The organism is Oceanicaulis sp. (assembly GCA_040112665.1).
In the GTDB taxonomy this organism is placed as follows: domain Bacteria; phylum Pseudomonadota; class Alphaproteobacteria; order Caulobacterales; family Maricaulaceae; genus Oceanicaulis.
Genome location: CP157796.1, coordinates 547,774 through 563,950, shown reverse-complemented (window position 1 = coordinate 563,950; position 16,177 = coordinate 547,774). Strand labels below are relative to the sequence as shown.

Sequence of the window (16,177 nt, the reverse complement as noted above, 5' to 3'; positions counted from 1 at the left end):
ACCCTCCCCCGAGGGGGAGGGAGCGAGGTCGGCGCGGACCCGGATATCAATGCTTCAGTACCGGCAGGCGGGGAGGGCGGTCACCGGCTGAAGCGATGCGGCCCCGCCCCGGTGGTCGGGACGGGGCCGCGGGTATCGCGAGGAAGACCGCCTTAGGCGCTCTTCTTCTTGTCGTCGTCCTCGTCGTCCTTCACCTCGGTGAATTCCGCGTCGACGACGCCTTCGTCTTCCTTGGAGGCCTCTTCGCCTTCAGGCGCCTGGCCGCCGGCCTGCTGGGCGGCGTAGATCGCCTCGCCCAGCTTCATGACGACCTGCTGAAGGGCCTGGGTCTTCTGCTGGATGGCTTCGAGATCCTCGCCGTCCTTGACCCCTTCGAGGTCCTTGACCGCGGCCTCGATGGCCTCCTTGTCGGCCGGGCTCACCTTGTCGCCGAACTCCTTGAGCTGGGCGTTGGTCTGGTGAACCATCGCCTCGGCGGTGTTCTTCGCGTCGGCGAGTTCGCGGCGCTTCTTGTCGGCCTCGGCGTTGGCTTCGGCGTCCTTGACCATCTTCTCGATGTCTTCGTCAGACAGGCCGCCCGAGGCCTGGATGCGGATCGCCTGTTCCTTGCCGGTCGCCTGGTCCTTGGCCGAGACGTTCACGATGCCGTTCGCGTCGATGTCGAAGGTGACCTCGATCTGCGGCATGCCGCGAGGGGCGGGCGGAATGCCCACCAGGTCGAACTGACCCAGCAGCTTGTTGTCCGCAGCCATCTCGCGCTCGCCCTGGAACACCCGGATCGTCACGGCGGTCTGGTTGTCGTCGGCGGTGGAGAAGGTCTGGCTCTTCTTGGTCGGGATGGTCGTGTTGCGGTCGATCAGGCGGGTGAACACGCCGCCCAGCGTCTCGATGCCGAGCGAGAGCGGGGTCACGTCCAGAAGCAGCACGTCCTTGACGTCGCCCTGAAGCACGCCGGCCTGGATCGCCGCGCCCATGGCCACGACTTCATCGGGGTTCACGCCGCGATGGGGCTCCTTGCCGAAGAAGGCTTTGACCGCCTCCTGCACCTTGGGCATGCGGGTCATGCCGCCGACCAGCACCACGTCGTCGATCTGCGAGGCGGAGACGCCGGCGTCCTTGAGCGCGTTCTTGCACGGCTCGATGGTGCGCTTGACCAGATCCTCGACCAGGCTCTCGAGCTTGGCGCGGGAAAGCTTCAGGTTCAGGTGTTTCGGGCCCGACGCGTCGGCGGTGATGAAGGGGAGGTTCACTTCATACGAGGACGCGCTCGACAGCTCCTTCTTGGCCTTCTCGGCCTCTTCCTTCAGGCGCTGCAGGGCGAGCTTGTCCTTGCGCAGGTCGATGCCCTGGTCCTTTTTGAACTCGTCGGCGAGATAGTCGACGATGCGAAGGTCGAAGTCCTCGCCGCCCAGGAAGGTGTCGCCGTTGGTGGCCTTCACCTCGAACACGCCGTCGCCGATCTCCAGGATGGAGACGTCGAACGTGCCGCCGCCCAGGTCGTAGACCGCGATGGTGCGGCTGTCGCCCTTGTCCAGGCCGTACGCCAGCGCCGCGGCGGTCGGCTCGTTGATGATGCGCAGCACTTCGAGCCCGGCGATCTTGCCGGCGTCCTTGGTGGCCTGGCGCTGGGCGTCGTTGAAGTAGGCGGGAACCGTGATGACGGCCTTCTCGACCTTCTCGCCGAGATAGGACTCCGCGGTCTCCTTCATCTTCTGAAGGATGAAGGCGGAAATCTCCGACGGCGCGTACTTCTTGTCGCGGCCCTGCACCCAGGCGTCGCCGTTGGCGCCCTCGACGATGGCGTAGGGCACCATGTCCTTGTCTTTCTTCACGGTCGGATCGTTCATGGTCCGGCCGATCAGGCGCTTGATGGCGAAGAAGGTGTGGTCGGGATTGGTCACCGCCTGGCGTTTGGCGGGCTGGCCGATCAGGCGCTCGCCGTCCTCGGTGAAGGCGACCACGGACGGGGTGGTCCGCATGCCTTCGGCGTTCTCGATGACCTTGGCCTGGTCGCCGTCCATGACGGCGACGCAGGAGTTGGTGGTCCCCAGGTCGATGCCGATAACCTTGCTCATCGCGTGCGTGTCTCCCTTGTGCGGCGGGGCGGGCGGAGCGTCCGGACCCGAAGCGTCCGGCTTTCTCGGGGACCGCCCCCCGTCTGGCTCGCGTTTCAACTTCCAAATCGCGCCCGGCGGACCGGGCGAAAATGCTCGAATCTCACGCAGGTTTGATGTCCGCGTGCGTCACGGGGCGATTTAGGAAGGCGCGAATGAGGGCGCAAGGCCTGCGGGGGAATTACCCGCGCGACGGGCCTGCGGGCGGCCGCATCCGGGCGATGACGCGCGGGCCGATAAAGCGCGCCGCCACCACCAGCAGGGTGACCGCGAAAACCGGCACGCAGACCGGGATGGTGGAAAGCGCCACCGCCTCGGGCAGGAACAGGATGTCGCGGGCCCAGCCTTCCTCGATCCCTGAAAGCCGCTTCGCCCAGGTCTGAAGCACGCACTCGCCGTTGATCATCACCCCGGCGAAGATCGCCACCGGGAAGCCGAGCGCCCAGGGCGCCAGGCGCGCGAGCCGGCCGGTGAGCGCGTAGACCCACAGCACGGCCAGGCACGAAATCGCGGCGATGAAAACCAGGGTGTGAAAGACTTGCAGGACGAACAGCAGCATGGGCGAAACCATGCGCCGAAACGCGGCGCGGTGAAAAGCCTGTCGACGCGGCCCGGTCCGGACGTCAGTTTTGCGCCATGAGCGCTTTCACCCCGCCGTCCGGCTTCCGCCTGCTGCCGCAATACTTCTCCCGCAGCGCCCAGGCCGCGCTCGTGGACGAGGTGCTCGCAGGCGTTGCGCAAAGCCCGCTCTATCGCCCGTCCATGCCGCGCACGGGCGCGCCGCTCAGCGTGCGGATGACCAATTTCGGCCCGCTGGGCTGGGTGACCGACAAGGAGAAGGGCTATCGCTACGAGCCGGCCCATCCGGTGACAGGCGCGCCCTGGCCGGCCATGCCGCAGGCGCTGCTCGATCTCTGGGACGCTGTGGCCGGCTGGCCCGATCCGCCCGAGGCCTGCCTTGTGAACTGGTACGGGCCGGACGCGCGCATGGGGCTCCATGTCGACAATGACGAGTGCGAGGCGAACGCGCCGGTGGTTTCGGTGAGCCTGGGCGACCGGGCGCGCTTCCGGCTCGGCGGGACGGCGCGGGGCGGGTCGACCGGCTCGTTCATGGTGTCGAGCGGCGACGTGGTCGTGCTCGCAGGCGCGGCGCGCCGGGCCTATCACGGCGTTGACCGGATCTATCCGGGCACGAGCACGCTATTGCCCGATGACTGGCGGCCGGGCCGGATCAATCTGACCTTGAGGCGGGTGAACCGTTCAGCCTCAATTCAGCCAGCATCTGCCTGAATAAGAGCCATCCCGGCGCAGCCGAGCGGCGCGCCAGGGTGCACGCGAGACGTCAAAGGAGGCTCATGATGGTCCGCAAACTCGTTCTTCTCGCCGCTGTCCCGCTGGCGCTGAGCGCCTGTGCGACCAATCAGGGCGTGCGCGGCGCGGCGGTCGGCGCCGGCGCTGGCGCCGTGGCCGGCGCGATCATCGGCAATAATGTCGGCGACGGCGACGCGGGCACCGGCGCGCTCATCGGCGCGGGCCTGGGCGCTGCGGCCGGCGCGGTCATCGGCTGCCGCCAGCCCGGCGGCTGCGGCTGGGACCGCAACAACCCGAACCATTCGGACCTGTACTACGACCAGTATTCAGGCCGGTACTGGTACGAGGACTACCGCAACGGCGCCACCTACTGGCAGAACGGCGAGCCGCGCACCGCGCCGCGCCGCTAGAGGCTTTTCAGCGAAAGTGGGAACCGGTTTCGCGGTTCGAAAAGGCGATAATACACAGACCTGGGGCGATATCGGGCGATCAGAATCGACCGAAATCGATCTAGGTTCCGAACCCCGGCAGAATCGAAAAGGGCGGCCCGCCGGGCCGCCCTTGTTGCAGGCGTTTGCAAAATGTCTAGGCGCTGACATCCACCCCGCCGCCGGTTTTCGGCGGCTCGGGCTTGTCCTGAGGCGCTTTCTCGCCGCCCTCGGCCGGCCCGGCGCTGACCACGACCATCGCCGCGCGCAAGGTGCGCTCGCCGATGACGTAGCCGGGCTGCATCACGTGGGCGATCGCGCCCTTGGGCTGATCGGCAGGGACCTGGGCGGCGGCCTGGTGACGGTTGGGGTCGAGGGGATCGCCGGGCCTGGGCTCGACCTTCTTCACCCCGTGGCGTTCAAGCGCGCTCGACAGCCGCCGTTCGGTCAGCTCGACGCCTTCAAGAAGCGTCTGAAGCGCCGGGCCGGCGCTTTGCTTCGCTTCGTCCGACACGCTCTGAAGCGCGCGGGAAAGATTGTCGGCCACGTCCAGCATGTCGCGCGCGAAACCGGCCACGGCGTATTCGCGGGCGTCCTTCACGTCACGCGCGGCGCGCTTCTTGGTGTTCTCCACTTCGGCCAGCGCACGCAGCAGCTGGTCTCTCAGCTTGCCGGCCTCCTCGGCCGGGTCGGGCGCGGCGCCCGCGGCGGCCGCGTCCTCGACGGGGGCTTCGGGATCGGCGTCCGCGCCGACCGGGCCTTCGGGCGTGTCTTCAGGCGGCAGGGGCGCATCCGCGCCGGTGCGCGCCGCCTCGCTGGCCGCGGGGTCTTCGGTTTGCGCGTCCGCGCGGGTTTCGGAATTCGAACGGTCCTGGGTCATGGCTGGCTAGATCAAGTCGCAAAGCTCAAACGTCAAGGGTCAGCGCGGCGCGCCGATCAGCCGGCCGACGACCTGGGCGGTGTAATCGACCAGCGGAATGACGCGCGCATAGTTCAATCGGGTCGGGCCGATCACGCCGATCGCGCCGATGATCCGGTTCTCCCGGTCGCGATAGGGCGCGACGATGACGCTCGATCCCGACAGCGAAAACAGCGGGTTTTCCGAGCCGATGAACAGGCGCACGCCCTGACCGGCCCGGGCCTCGTCCAGAAGCGCGAGCAGGCCTTCCTTGCGTTCGATGTCGTCGAACAGCAGGCGGACGCGTTCGAGGTCCTCGACCGCCTGCACGCTTTCAAGAAGGCGCGCCTGGCCGCGCACGATCAGATTGCGATTGTCCGGCCCGCCCCAGTCCGCAAGCCCCTGTTCGATCAGGCTCGCCGCCGCGCCGTCGAGCTGGGCGCGCTTCTCCGCGATCTCTGCGCCGATTTCTTTCAGCGCTTCGGCCAGCGTCCGGCCGCGCAGCCGCGCGGAAAGGAAATTGCCCGCCTCGATCAGCGCCGCCGGCGGCAGGCCGGACGGCGCCTTCATCAGCCGGTTTTCGACCTGGCCGGTCTCGGTGACCATCACCGCCAGCACTTCGCCGGGGCCGAGATTAACGAACTCGACATGGCGCAGCGGCGCGTCGGTTTCCGGCGAGGCGACCAGGCCCGCCCCGCCGGCGAGGCCGGAGAGAAGCGTCGAGGCTTCCGACAGCACCTCTTCAGGGCGGCGGCCCGCGGCCGCGACCCGGTCCTCGATATCCTTTCGCTCGCCGCTTTCCAGATCGCCGATCTGCAAGAGCCCGTCGACGAACAGGCGCAATCCGGCGTGCGTGGGCAAACGTCCGGCCGAGGAGTGCGGCGCGGTCAGAAGCCCGGCTGACGCCAGATCGGCCATGGTGTTGCGGATCGAGGCCGGCGACAGACCCAGGCCCGGCAGCTTGGACAGCGTGCGCGAGCCGACCGGCTCGCCGGTCGACAGATACGTCTCGACGAGCTCCCGGAAAATGCGCCGGGACCGCTGATCGAGCTCGGCGAGACTGGGCGATCGGGGCGTTTCATACATGATCTCAAGAGTTAGTCGCGCCCGCGCCGGCTTGCAATCGCCAGCGCGCTTCACGCCCGCCCGGCTCTGGGCTAAGGCGGGGGGCGAGAAAACAGATGGAGACCGCCATGCGCCCCGACGGCCGTGCGACAGACGCCCTGCGCCCCGTGAGCTTCGAGACCGGGTTCAGCCCCTACGCCGAAGGCTCGTGCCTTGTGAAGATGGGCGGCACGCACGTGTTGTGCACCGCCAGCGTGGACGAGACCACGCCGCCCTGGCTGCGCGGTCAGGGAAAGGGCTGGGTGACGGCGGAATACGCCATGCTGCCGCGCGCCACCCACACCCGCACACGACGGGAAGTCACCTCCGGCAAGGTGTCGGGCCGCACCCAGGAGATCCAGCGCCTGATCGGCCGGTCGCTGCGCGCAGCGATCGACCTCAAGGCGCTGGGTGAGCGGCAGATCCTCATCGACTGCGACGTGCTTCAGGCCGACGGCGGCACGCGCACCGCCTCGATCACCGGCGCCTGGCTCGCGCTGAAGCTCGCCTGCCGGTACCTGGTGGAAGAAGAGGTCATCAAGTCCGACCCCGTCCACGCCGAGATCGCCGCGGTCAGCTGCGGGATCATCAAGGGCGAGGCGCGGCTCGACCTCGAATACGAAGAGGACCGGGTGGCGGAGACCGACGCGAATTTCGTGCTCACCGCCGACGGCCGGGTGATCGAGGTGCAGGCCACCGCCGAGGACAAACCGATCGAGCAGACCCAGTTCGACGAGCTCTTCGCGCTCGCGCGCAAGGGCGTCGCCGATCTGTGCGCGATGCGGGGCAAGGCGCTGGGCTAGTCCGTCCCGTCGTCGTTCTCGCTTTCGCCGTCGGGATCGAAGATCAGAAGATCGGCGGGCTGGCAGTCGAGCTCGCGGCACAGCGCTTCGAGCGTCGAGAAGCGTACGGCCTTCGCCTTGCCGGTCTTCAGTATCGACAGGTTCGCCATGGTGATGCCCACCCGGTCGCACAGCTCGGTCAGGCTCATGCGCCGTTCGAGCAGCATACGGTCCAGGGTGACGCGAATCGGCATGGCTCCGGCCCGCTCCTAGATCGTCAGCTTCTGTTCGTCGCGCAGGCGGGCGCCTTCGCGGAACACTTCGGCGAGGACGAAGAAGGCCAGCACGGCGAACCAGGCGCCGAGATTGAGATTGAACTCGCTGACCACGCGTGCGCCGCTCTCAACCGGCCGGCCCGACAGGGTGAAGACCAGTGAGAGCACGCCGTGCGAGGCGTAGTTGAGGATCTGATAGACCCCGATCCCGATCGCGATCGCTCTGAGATGGATCGCGTTTTCCGGGACGAACGGGTCGCCGTTGATCAGCGTTTTGAAGATCCGGCGCAGCCGGTCGATGATGAAGATGAGCGCGGCCAGCGCCACGATCGCCATCGGGAAGGCGAGCACCATCTCCATTTCAAGGAATTGCTCGAGGCCCCGGGGCAGGGCCGAGCCGAAGCCGGCGAGGCGGTAGAGCCCGCCGAACACGATCAGGACGACGATCAGGCTCGCAAGCCCGAGCACCGCCCAGAGCACGTAAAAGGCGACGTCCAGAAGGAGCTTGAGTATCGAGGCCAGCGACCCCGGTCCGAGCGTCCTCATACTCCCCCCGTCCTCGGGTTCAGCCGGGCCGGTTCCGGATCGTCCGTCCCTGCCGTCTTGCTTCCGTCGGGGGAAACCGGAAGCGGGCGGGACGGACCGATCCTTGAACCGTCATCGGCGGTTACGCGGTGATCGAGCCGACCGAGGCGACGATCCCGGCGATCACGCCGGCGACCAGAACCAGGTTCACGACCATCGCGATCGCGGCTTGACCATTATTGTTCGACCTGACCATCTCATACTCTCCTTAGCGTTCTTGTCGACCAACCTTTTCGGCGCGTCCGGTCGTTGCTCGCCGGTCTGTCGCCGGAGGTTTCGGGGGGTGTCCCGTCCGCCTCGAGACTGTATGTAGACGACCTCGTATCGGGACGCAACAAAAATCTATCGAAAAACGATATGAATTTTTCGAAAGGCGATATGACAATCTCGCAAGGGAGCCATGCATGAACGTGTTCGCCGCCGCTGAGAGCTGGGCCGTCGCAAGCCATAATGCGGGAAAGATCAGGGAGATAACCGCTCTCATCGAACCCTTCGGCCTGGTCGCGAAAGGCGCCGATTCGCTCGGCCTGCCCGAGCCCGAGGAGACCGAGGACAGCTTCATCGGCAACGCGCTCTTGAAGGCGAAGGCCGGCGCCGAGCACGCCGGCATGGTCGCGCTGGCCGACGATTCAGGTCTCGAAGTGGAAGCGCTCGGCGGCGCGCCGGGCATCTATTCGGCGCGCTGGGCGGGCGAGCCGCGCGATTTCTACGCCGCGATGGACAAGGTCCGCCGCGAACTCGAATCGAAAGGCGCGACCGATTTCTCCGCCCGTTTCGTCTGCGCGCTGGCGCTCGTCCACCCGAACGGCGAGACCCGCGTCTATGAAGGCGAGGTGCGCGGAACGCTGACCTTCCCGCCGCGCGGGGAGAAGGGCTTCGGCTATGATCCGATCTTCGTGCCCGACGGCCACGACATCACCTTCGGCGAGATGGATCCGGACGAGAAGCACGCCATGAGCCATCGCGCCCACGCCTTCAGGCTCCTGGTCGCGGACGTCTTCGGGGCATGAGCCCGCGGCTCGGCCTTTATCTGCACTGGCCGTATTGCGTCCGGATCTGCCCGTATTGCGATTTCAACGTCTACAAGGCGGCGAACGCGGACGGCGAGGCGCTGTTCGCGGCCATGCTCGACGATCTCAGGGCCTGGGCGGACCGGGCCGAACCGAGACCGCTCGCGAGCCTTCATTTCGGCGGGGGCACGCCCTCGCTGATGACGCCAGCCCAGGTCGCCGCCGTGATCGAGATGGCCGACAGGCTCTTCGGCTTCGAGCCGGGCGCGGAGATCGGGCTTGAAGCCAACCCGAAGGAAGCCGTGCGCTTCGCCGGGCTCGCAGGCGCGGGCGTCGAGCGCCTGTCGCTCGGGGTCCAGGCGTTCGACGACGCCAGCCTGAAGGCGCTCGGCCGCGATCACGATGCGGGCGAGGGGCTCGCGGCGATCGAGGCGGCGCTCTCGGCGTTCGAGCGGGTCTCCATCGACCTCATCTACGCCCGCGAAGGTCAGACGCCGCAGGCTTGGGGCGACGAGCTCGGCCGCGCGCTCGGCATGGGGCTGAAACACCTCTCGCTTTACCAGCTCACCATCGAACCGGGCACGGCATTCGATAAAAAACTCCGCCGCGGCGCGCTCGTCCCGCCCGAGGACGAGGCGGCCGCCGAGATGTACGAGATCACCGCCGAACGCACCGCTGCAGCCGGATGTCCCGCCTACGAGATCTCCAACCACGCCGCGAGCCGGGCTGATCAGTCGGTGCATAACCGGCTCTACTGGGAGGGCGAGGACTGGATCGGGATCGGGCCGGGCGCGCATTCGCGCTGGGGGCGCGCCGATCAGGGCGGCCGAAAGGGCGCGAGCGCGGCGGCGCGTCCGGCCGATTATATCGCGCGTGCCGGGTCAGACGGCGCTCAGGACCTCGAACCCCTGTCGGCTGAGGACGAGGCCGCGGAACGCATCCTCATGGGGCTGCGCCTGGTCGAGGACGGGCTGGACGCCGCGCGCGTGCGTCAGATCACAGGCCAAGGCGTCGACGAGGCGGCCGCCGCGCGCTTCGCCGCGCAGGGGCTTCTTGAGTGGGACGGCCGGATCGCCAGGCTCACGGGTGCGGGCCGGCTCTACGCCGACCGGATCGCAAACGCGCTGGCAGGGGGCTAGAACGCTTCTTCAGGCTCGACGTCGTCGGGTTCGCCCACCGCGTCGAGGTCGAAGCGCTGCGGGGCGGGGTCGAGCACGTCGAACCCGTTCGGGCGCACGGTGTAGACCGCCAGCCCGCGCTCGATCGTGCCGTCCTCGCGGAAGCGGAACAGCCCGTCCACGCCGACGAAGCCGTCAGGGTCGGTCAGGCGCGCCCGGCTGAAATCGCCTTCCGCGGCGAACAGGGCGGCCAGCGACGCGGCGTCGTATCCAAGCCCGGCCAGCCGCGAGGGCGCGTCGCCGTACACGTTTTCATAAACGGACTCGAAGCGCTCGCGCGCGGTCGGGTCGGGCCCGGCGAACCAGCCGTATTGAAGCGCCGGCTCGCGCGTCATCGCCTGATCGCGCCACAGGCCCGTACCCAGGAACTTCACCAGAAGCGGGTCGACATCCTCATAGAGCAGCACCGGAGCGAGCATCCTGAGATCGTCCCCGCCCTCGGGCAGCAGCACGACCTGGAAGGGCGAGCCCGGCGAGGGCGTCCAGTTGCGCGGGCTCATCACGGCGGCCTCGGCCGGGTCGAGCGTCTCGACCCCGATCGCGGCGAGCCGGGCGGCCGCCTCGGTCATCGCGCTGATCCCGCCGTCATAGAAGGCCGAGGCGACGAGGCCGCGGTCGAAGGTGCGCTCCACGGTGCGCTCGCGCGGCTCGGCGCCGGCGGGCGCGTCGGCAGGCGGCTGGATGGTTTCGGTGATCTCGACGGTCACCGGCTCGGGGTCTTCGCCCAGAAGATCCTGGATGGCGCTGGTGTAGGCGTCGAAGGCGACCTGGCCGTAGGCGCTGTTCGGTCCGATGAAGGCGAACCGGTCCGCGCCTTGTTCGGCGACGTATTCGACCACCCGGCGGACTTCCTCGCCCGGCGGGAAGCTGAGAAGGTACACCCCGTCGCCCGCGACGCTGGCGTCTGTGGAAAAGGCGATCATCGGCGCCCCGCCTTCGCGCGCAACGGCGCCTGCGGCGGTGACCGAGCTTCCGAACAGCGGACCCAGAATGAGATCGGCGCCGTCGGACAGCGCAGACTCGGCCGCCGTGCGCGCGCCAGACGCGGTTCCGCCGGTGTCCTTGGGCAGCAGCACGACGGTCTCGCCCGCGCGCTCGAACAGGGCGAGCTCGGCGGCGCGCAGGATGCGGCCCGCCTCGGTGCGGGCGGCCTGGGAGTCCGCAGTGAAGGGCAGAAGAAGACCGATCCGCGTGATCGTCCGGCCTTGCAGATGGGGCGGGGTGAAGGCGCGCTCGGCCAGCTCGACCGGCACGGTGACCGGCTCGGGCGGCGCGCCGACCACGGGGCTTTCGGGCACGGGCTGCACCGGCGCCGTCGGGCCGGGCGCAGTTTCGCAGGCGGCCAGGACGAGCGCCAGCGCGCCGGCGGCGAAGCTTGCGATCGATCTTGGCGAAAGGGCGCGCATGGGCGAAGCTTTCAAGGTCATGTCCGTCGCGATCCCCTCGTTCCGAACGGCGCGTTCCGCCGCCTGTCCTCTGGCTGTGGAAGCTAACCGGGCGTGCGGTTTCAGACAACCGCGCGAGGCGGTGCGGTGAGCGCCCGGCCTTCGCGGGAGCGCCGCCGCGCCGAACGCAGCGGCCGTCGGGCGGAAACCCTCGCCGCGCTCTTCCTCACCTTGAAGGGCTGGCGGGTGATCGAGCGCCGCGCGCGCACCGGTGCAGGCGAGATCGATCTGGTCTGCCTGCGCGGAGATGTGCTCGCCTTTGTCGAGGTGAAGGCGCGCGCAACCATCGAGGAGGCGCGCTGGTCGGTCAGCTATCACCAGCGGTCCCGGCTGATGCGGGCGGGCTCGGCCTGGCGGGCGCGCCATCCCCGCTTCGCCCGGTTTCAGCCCCGTTTCGACCTCGTTCTTCTGGCGCCCTGGCGCTGGCCGGTTCACGAAACAGGCGTGTTCGAGGCCGAAAGCGCCGCCGAGCGAGACCTGATCTGAGCCGGCGGCGAAGGGTGAACCGCGCGTTTACCCTTTTTCATCCCGCCCGCGTCAGAGTGCGCGGCGGGGCGTCCTTGCTATCGGAGCGCGAGAGATCATGCGGCGAATTTCGGTTTTCCTTCTCAGCGGCGTCGCAGCGTTTGCGCTGAGCGCCTGCGCGGCGGTCGAGCCGGGGCGTTCGGCGGGCCGCCAGCTCGACGACTTCAACGCCTCGCTGGCGGTGAAATCGGCCATGCTGCGTTCTGAAGGCTATGTGCTGGGCGGTATCGACGTGGAGATCACCGAAGGCGTCGCGCTTCTGTCGGGCCAGGCGCCGCGCCAGACCGACCGGATCTACGCCGAGTGCGTGACCTGGAGCGCGCCGAGCGTGCGCCAGGTCGTCAACGACATCGCCGTGGGCGGACGCCGCGACCGCATGCAGGCGGCGCGCGACGCCCTGATCACCCAGCAGGTGCGCGCGCGGCTTGTCTCCGACCGCGTGGTGCGCAGCATGAACTACAATATCGAGACCCGCGAAGGCGTGGTCTATCTGCTCGGCTACGCGCGCGACGACACCGAACGCACCATCGCCGCGCAGCAGGCCGCGACGGTTCCTGGCGTGCAGCGCGTGGTCGATCTGTTGCGGACCCCGGGCGACACCTCCGCGCCGCCGGCGCGCGGCGCGCTTGCGGCCGAAGCCTGCGATGCGGCCGGCGGCCGGCCCGTCCTGCCCGCCGATCCTGTTCTGGAGGGCGGGCCCGACGCCGCGCCCGCCTTCGCATCCGAGCTGCCGCCGCTCGCCGAACCCGGCGCGCAGCCGCAGGACGAGCCTGCGCCCGGAACGCTGACCCTGCTTCCGCCCGAGCCGCTCGCTGCGCCCGAAACCGAGGCGCTGCAGGAGGATGCGGACGCGCCTGAGGCGATGCCGTTCTAGAATTTTCGCCTGTGGGTTGACGCTGCGGCGGTCATCTGTTCTTCTCACGTTCCGGTTTTGATCGTAAGTGTTCCGCAGGGTGTGGATAAGCGCATTCATCGGAGCAGTTTCGATAGTCAAAGTCAGTGAACGGAGACAGATATGTCTTTCCGCACGTCCTCCGCCGCGTTCGACGGCGCCGCCGCAAAGCCTGTCGACGTTCAGGCCCAGCTGACAGGCGGGCAGAACGCCTTCATCGTCGTCGGGCTCGCCGATAAGGCGGTCGCAGAAAGCCGGGAGCGCGTGCGCGCCGCCTTCGCCGCGATCGGACTGTCGCTTCCGGGCAAGCGGGTGATCGTCAATCTCGCACCGGCGGACCGGCCCAAGGAAGGCTCGCACTACGATCTTCCGGTCGCGCTTTGCCTGCTGGCGGCGCTGGGCGTGCTGCCGCCCGACCAGATCGGGGAATATCTCGCCATGGGCGAGCTGGGGCTGGACGGCTCCATCGCGCCGGCGCCGGGCGCGTTGCCTGCGGCGATGCTGGCCTCCGAACAGGGCAAGCAGTTCATCTGCCCTGAAGCCTGCGGGCCCGAAGCGGCCTGGGCGGGCGGGGATCTGCCGATCCTCGCGCCGGCTTCGCTCATCCAGCTCATCAACCATTTCAAGGGCGGGCAGGCCCTGTCGCGGCCTGCGCCCGGCGACATGATCGAACCGGCCGGGGTGAAGGACCTCGCAGACGTGCGCGGGCAGGAGACCGCCAAGCGCGCGCTCGAGGTCGCCGCGGCGGGCGGGCACAACATGCTGATGATCGGCCCGCCGGGCGCGGGCAAGTCGATGCTCGCCGAACGCGCGCCGGGCCTATTGCCGCCGCTCGACGCCAAGGAATTGCTCGAAGTCTCCATGATCCAGTCCGTGGCGGGTCTGCTCGAACGCGGCCGGCTCTCCCGCGCCCGGCCCTACCGCGCGCCGCACCATTCCGCCTCGATGGCGGCGATGGTGGGCGGGGGCACGCGGATCAAGCCCGGCGAGGCGTCGCTGTCCCATCACGGCGTGCTGTTTCTCGACGAACTGCCGGAGTTCCACCCCCAGGTGCTCGACAGCCTGCGCCAGCCGCTCGAGACCGGAGAGATCGCGGTGGCGCGCGCCAATCAGCGGGTCACCTTCCCCGCCCGTTTCCAGCTCATCGCCGCGATGAACCCGTGCCGCTGCGGCTGGGGCGGAGAGAACGGCCAGGCCTGCGCGCGCGGGCCGAAATGCGCGCAGAGCTATCAGGCCCGCGTCTCCGGCCCGCTCATGGACCGGATCGATCTGCAGATCGACGTGCCGCCCGTCACCCCCGCCGATCTCGCTTTGCCGCCCGCGCCCGAAGGCACGAAAGAGGCCGCCGCCCGCGTCGCCCGCGCCCGCCAGGCGCAGACCGAGCGCGGCGGGCTCAATGCGAGGCTTTCGGGCGAGATCCTCGACCGGGTCGCCGCGCCCGACGAGGCGGGCCGCGCGCTGCTCGCCAAGGCGAGCGAGGCGATGGGGCTCACCGCGCGGGGCTATCACCGCATCCTTCGGGTGGCGCGCACCATAGCCGATCTCGACGGCGCGGACGGCGTGCGGCGCATCCATGTCGCCGAAGCTTTGTCCAGCCGCCGCGCCCGGCCGGCCGGTCAGGCGGTGTCGAGGCCCGGCGCGTTCTCCGCCATGGACTGAGGGTGAAGCCGGGGGCGTGCGCATCGTTTGTGCCCTCGCGCCGCGTCCAGCAATTCTTAACGCCGGCGGCGTTAACCCTGAGCCATGACGCCGCGCGCCGACATCGACGAAACAGACGACAGCGAGGCCGGTCCCTCCGCGCCGCCTGCGCCCGATATCGGCGCGGTGGTCGAAGCGATGGCGGAGATCGTCCTGGTGCGCGACGGGCAGGGCCGGGTCAGCCATGTGAACCGGTCCTTTCTGGAGGCGTTCGGCGGAACGCGCTCGGACTGGGTCGGGCGCTGGTTCGCAGTCGCGCCCGCCTTCGGCGAGGACGGCGGCGCGCGCCGGTATGACGCGGCGATGCGCATGCGCTCCGGTCCGGCCTTCATCGAATGGTCAGAGACGCCGCTGCCTGGCGGCGGGGCGGTCGCCGTGGGCCGGGACGTCAGCGAGGAGCGCCGCGCCCGCGCCGAAGAAAGCGAGGCGGCGCGCGGCAAGTCGGTCTTCTTCGCCGCGGTCACCCACGAGCTACGAACGCCGCTGTCCGGCGCGCTCGGCGCGGCGCGGTTGCTCGAGGAGACGGGGCTCGCGCCCGATCAGGCCGCCTATCTCGACGCGGTGACTTCCAGCGCGGGGCATGCGCTGGCCCTGATCGACGACATTCTCGACCTCACCCGGCTCGAAGCCGGCAAGCTCGAATTGCGCGAGGAAGCGGTCGATCCCCGCGCCCTCGTCGAGGACGTCGCGGAGATTCTCGCTCCGCGGGCGGCCGAATCCGGCCTCAGCCTTGCGCACGCCATCGGCGAGGAAACCCCCGGCGCGGTGATCGCCGATCCTGCGCGCCTGAGGCAGGTATTGTTCAACCTCGCGGGCAACGCAGTAAAGTTTACCGCCGAGGGCGGAGTGCTGATCGCGGTCGACCGGGAAGGGGAGTCGCTGCGTTTTTCGGTGCGCGACACCGGGCCGGGCATCTCCAAGACCGATCAGTCCAAGCTGTTTGAATATTTCGAGCGCGGCTCGGCCGAGCGCTCCAATGCGCCCGGAGCCGGGCTGGGCCTCGCCATGGTGCGCCGGCTCGCCGAGGCGATGGGCGGCGCGGTCGGCGTGCAGTCCGAGCCCGGACGCGGCGCGCTGTTCTGGTTCTCCGCGCCTCTGGCCGAAGCCGCGCCCGCGCCCGCCGCGCGCCCTCTGGCGGCGCGCACCGTGATCGTCGCGAGCGCGGACATGATCGCGCGCGAGGCGGTGCGCCGTCAGGCGGCGGCGCTCGGCGCGAAGGCGTTCGACACGCCCGACGCGGCCCAAGCTGCGAGGCTCGCTGAGGAGGCGCCCGCGCCGGTCACGGTCGTACTCGACGCCGCGCTGTGTTCGCAGGCGCCCGAGATCAAGGCTTCCGCGCCGGACGCGCGCATCGTCGCGCTCGCCGATCCGCGCACCAAGGACCGCTTCGCCAAGGGCGAGCGGCCGGAGGGCGTCGACGGCTGGCTGGTCGCGCCGGTGCGCCTCGCCTCGCTGGCCCAGTATGCCGCGTCGGGCTCGGCCGAGGCTGAAGCGAGCGACGCGCAGGCCCGCGCCGCCGCTGGCCGGCCGCTCGCGGGCCTCAAAATCCTGCTCGCAGAGGACGACCCGGTGAACTCGATGATCGCGCGCACCGTGCTGACAAAGCTCGGCGCGGACCCGACCCATGTCGAGAACGGCCGGGCGGCGGTGGAAGCGGTCTCGGGCGGGGACTTCGACGCCGCGCTGCTCGATCTCAGAATGCCAGAGCTCGACGGCAAGGCCGCCGCGCGCGCCATCCGCGCGCTGGCCTACCCGGCCGCGGCCCTGCCGCTGATCGCCCTGACCGCCAACGCCACGGAAGCCGATCGGGCCGAGTGCCTGGCCGCAGGCATGGACGCGTTCCTGACAAAGCCGCTCGATCCCGAGGCGCTGGTCGACCGGCTCGCCCGCTTGTGCGGGGAGCGAAACCGCGCCAACGTCGGTTAGCCTGCC

The 16,177-nt window shown here is 69.3% G+C and carries 16 protein-coding genes; 9 read left to right on the top strand and 7 right to left on the bottom strand.

The annotated features are described in order from the left end of the window. Positions 1-152 precede the first annotated feature (152 nt). Together dnaK and ABL308_02725 are read right to left on the bottom strand one after the other, a co-directional pair. Entirely contained in the window at positions 153-2,174 is a 2,022-nt protein-coding gene (gene dnaK / locus ABL308_02730; GenBank protein XBQ16797.1) for a molecular chaperone DnaK, read from the bottom strand. A 121-nt stretch (positions 2,175-2,295) separates the two neighbouring features. After that, positions 2,296-2,673 (bottom strand): hypothetical protein, encoded by a 378-nt coding sequence (locus ABL308_02725; protein XBQ16796.1) that lies wholly within the window; start codon positions 2,671-2,673, stop codon positions 2,296-2,298. 77 nt (positions 2,674-2,750) lie between these two features. On the opposite strand from ABL308_02725, the gene ABL308_02720 reads away from it, so the two are divergent. Next, positions 2,751-3,404, top strand: coding sequence for an alpha-ketoglutarate-dependent dioxygenase AlkB (locus tag ABL308_02720; GenBank protein ID XBQ16795.1), 654 nt, complete (start codon positions 2,751-2,753; stop codon positions 3,402-3,404). Positions 3,405-3,472: 68 nt separating this feature from the next. Further along, positions 3,473-3,835 carry a glycine zipper domain-containing protein gene (locus ABL308_02715; protein XBQ16794.1) on the top strand — a complete coding sequence of 121 codons (363 nt, stop codon included), beginning with the start codon at positions 3,473-3,475 and terminating at the stop codon, positions 3,833-3,835. 175 nt (positions 3,836-4,010) lie between these two features. On the opposite strand, the gene grpE is transcribed toward ABL308_02715, so the two are convergent. Both grpE and hrcA read right to left on the bottom strand, forming a co-directional pair. Continuing rightward, positions 4,011-4,733, bottom strand: a complete 723-nt coding sequence (gene grpE / locus ABL308_02710) for a nucleotide exchange factor GrpE (protein ID XBQ16793.1) — start codon at positions 4,731-4,733, stop codon at positions 4,011-4,013. A gap of 39 nt (positions 4,734-4,772) precedes the next feature. Next, the gene (gene hrcA / locus ABL308_02705) at positions 4,773-5,837 is read right to left on the bottom strand and encodes a heat-inducible transcriptional repressor HrcA (protein ID XBQ16792.1); all 1,065 of its coding nucleotides are present in this window, start codon (positions 5,835-5,837) and stop codon (positions 4,773-4,775) included. 107 nt (positions 5,838-5,944) lie between these two features. Between hrcA and rph the strand changes: the two genes are divergently transcribed. Continuing rightward, positions 5,945-6,658 carry a ribonuclease PH gene (rph, locus tag ABL308_02700; GenBank protein XBQ16791.1) on the top strand — a complete coding sequence of 238 codons (714 nt, stop codon included), beginning with the start codon at positions 5,945-5,947 and terminating at the stop codon, positions 6,656-6,658. Here the strand turns inward: rph and ABL308_02695 are convergent. Together ABL308_02695 and ABL308_02690 are read right to left on the bottom strand one after the other, a co-directional pair. Then, positions 6,655-6,891: a helix-turn-helix transcriptional regulator gene (locus tag ABL308_02695; protein XBQ16790.1), complete on the bottom strand. Its 237-nt coding sequence runs from the start codon at positions 6,889-6,891 to the stop codon at positions 6,655-6,657. The genes rph and ABL308_02695 overlap by 4 nt on opposite strands. 15 nt (positions 6,892-6,906) lie before the next feature. Next, entirely contained in the window at positions 6,907-7,458 is a 552-nt protein-coding gene (locus tag ABL308_02690) for a DUF2975 domain-containing protein (protein ID XBQ16789.1), read from the bottom strand. A gap of 443 nt (positions 7,459-7,901) precedes the next feature. On the opposite strand from ABL308_02690, the gene rdgB reads away from it, so the two are divergent. Next, positions 7,902-8,507 (top strand): RdgB/HAM1 family non-canonical purine NTP pyrophosphatase, encoded by a 606-nt coding sequence (gene rdgB / locus ABL308_02685; GenBank protein XBQ16788.1) that lies wholly within the window; start codon positions 7,902-7,904, stop codon positions 8,505-8,507. Then, positions 8,504-9,646, top strand: coding sequence for a radical SAM family heme chaperone HemW (gene hemW / locus ABL308_02680; GenBank protein ID XBQ16787.1), 1,143 nt, complete (start codon positions 8,504-8,506; stop codon positions 9,644-9,646). The genes rdgB and hemW overlap by 4 nt, the downstream gene beginning before the upstream one ends. On the opposite strand, the gene ABL308_02675 is transcribed toward hemW, so the two are convergent. Further along, entirely contained in the window at positions 9,643-11,112 is a 1,470-nt protein-coding gene (locus ABL308_02675) for a penicillin-binding protein activator (protein ID XBQ16786.1), read from the bottom strand. The two genes, hemW and ABL308_02675, sit on opposite strands and share 4 nt — an antisense overlap. A 105-nt stretch (positions 11,113-11,217) precedes the next feature. Here ABL308_02675 and ABL308_02670 point away from each other — a divergent pair, with 105 nt between their 5' ends. The 4 genes from ABL308_02670 to ABL308_02655 all read left to right on the top strand — a co-directional run bounded on the left by ABL308_02670 (position 11,218) and on the right by ABL308_02655 (position 16,171). Further along, a complete protein-coding gene (locus ABL308_02670) occupies positions 11,218-11,616 on the top strand; it encodes a YraN family protein (GenBank protein XBQ16785.1) in 399 nt (132 codons plus the stop codon). Between the two features lie 97 nt (positions 11,617-11,713). After that, complete coding sequence (locus ABL308_02665) at positions 11,714-12,529, top strand: BON domain-containing protein (protein XBQ16784.1); 816 nt, start codon at positions 11,714-11,716, stop codon at positions 12,527-12,529. 141 nt (positions 12,530-12,670) lie between these two features. Beyond that, on the top strand, positions 12,671-14,206 hold the full coding sequence (locus ABL308_02660; GenBank protein ID XBQ16783.1) for a YifB family Mg chelatase-like AAA ATPase: 1,536 nt from the start codon (positions 12,671-12,673) through the stop codon (positions 14,204-14,206). 84 nt (positions 14,207-14,290) lie between these two features. Next, positions 14,291-16,171, top strand: coding sequence for an ATP-binding protein (locus ABL308_02655; GenBank protein XBQ16782.1), 1,881 nt, complete (start codon positions 14,291-14,293; stop codon positions 16,169-16,171). Positions 16,172-16,177: the final 6 nt, after the last annotated feature.

Coding starts and splice junctions, on each gene's coding strand:
- ABL308_02725 (XBQ16796.1), bottom strand. CDS start 2,673: ATGCTGCTGTTCGTCCTGCAAGTCTTTCACACCCTGGTTTTCATCGCC.
- ABL308_02720 (XBQ16795.1), top strand. CDS start 2,751: ATGAGCGCTTTCACCCCGCCGTCCGGCTTCCGCCTGCTGCCGCAATAC.
- ABL308_02715 (XBQ16794.1), top strand. CDS start 3,473: ATGGTCCGCAAACTCGTTCTTCTCGCCGCTGTCCCGCTGGCGCTGAGC.
- grpE (XBQ16793.1), bottom strand. CDS start 4,733: ATGACCCAGGACCGTTCGAATTCCGAAACCCGCGCGGACGCGCAAACC.
- hrcA (XBQ16792.1), bottom strand. CDS start 5,837: ATGTATGAAACGCCCCGATCGCCCAGTCTCGCCGAGCTCGATCAGCGG.
- rph (XBQ16791.1), top strand. CDS start 5,945: ATGCGCCCCGACGGCCGTGCGACAGACGCCCTGCGCCCCGTGAGCTTC.
- ABL308_02695 (XBQ16790.1), bottom strand. CDS start 6,891: ATGCCGATTCGCGTCACCCTGGACCGTATGCTGCTCGAACGGCGCATG.
- ABL308_02690 (XBQ16789.1), bottom strand. CDS start 7,458: ATGAGGACGCTCGGACCGGGGTCGCTGGCCTCGATACTCAAGCTCCTT.
- rdgB (XBQ16788.1), top strand. CDS start 7,902: ATGAACGTGTTCGCCGCCGCTGAGAGCTGGGCCGTCGCAAGCCATAAT.
- hemW (XBQ16787.1), top strand. CDS start 8,504: ATGAGCCCGCGGCTCGGCCTTTATCTGCACTGGCCGTATTGCGTCCGG.
- ABL308_02675 (XBQ16786.1), bottom strand. CDS start 11,112: ATGACCTTGAAAGCTTCGCCCATGCGCGCCCTTTCGCCAAGATCGATC.
- ABL308_02665 (XBQ16784.1), top strand. CDS start 11,714: ATGCGGCGAATTTCGGTTTTCCTTCTCAGCGGCGTCGCAGCGTTTGCG.
- ABL308_02660 (XBQ16783.1), top strand. CDS start 12,671: ATGTCTTTCCGCACGTCCTCCGCCGCGTTCGACGGCGCCGCCGCAAAG.
- ABL308_02655 (XBQ16782.1), top strand. CDS start 14,291: ATGACGCCGCGCGCCGACATCGACGAAACAGACGACAGCGAGGCCGGT.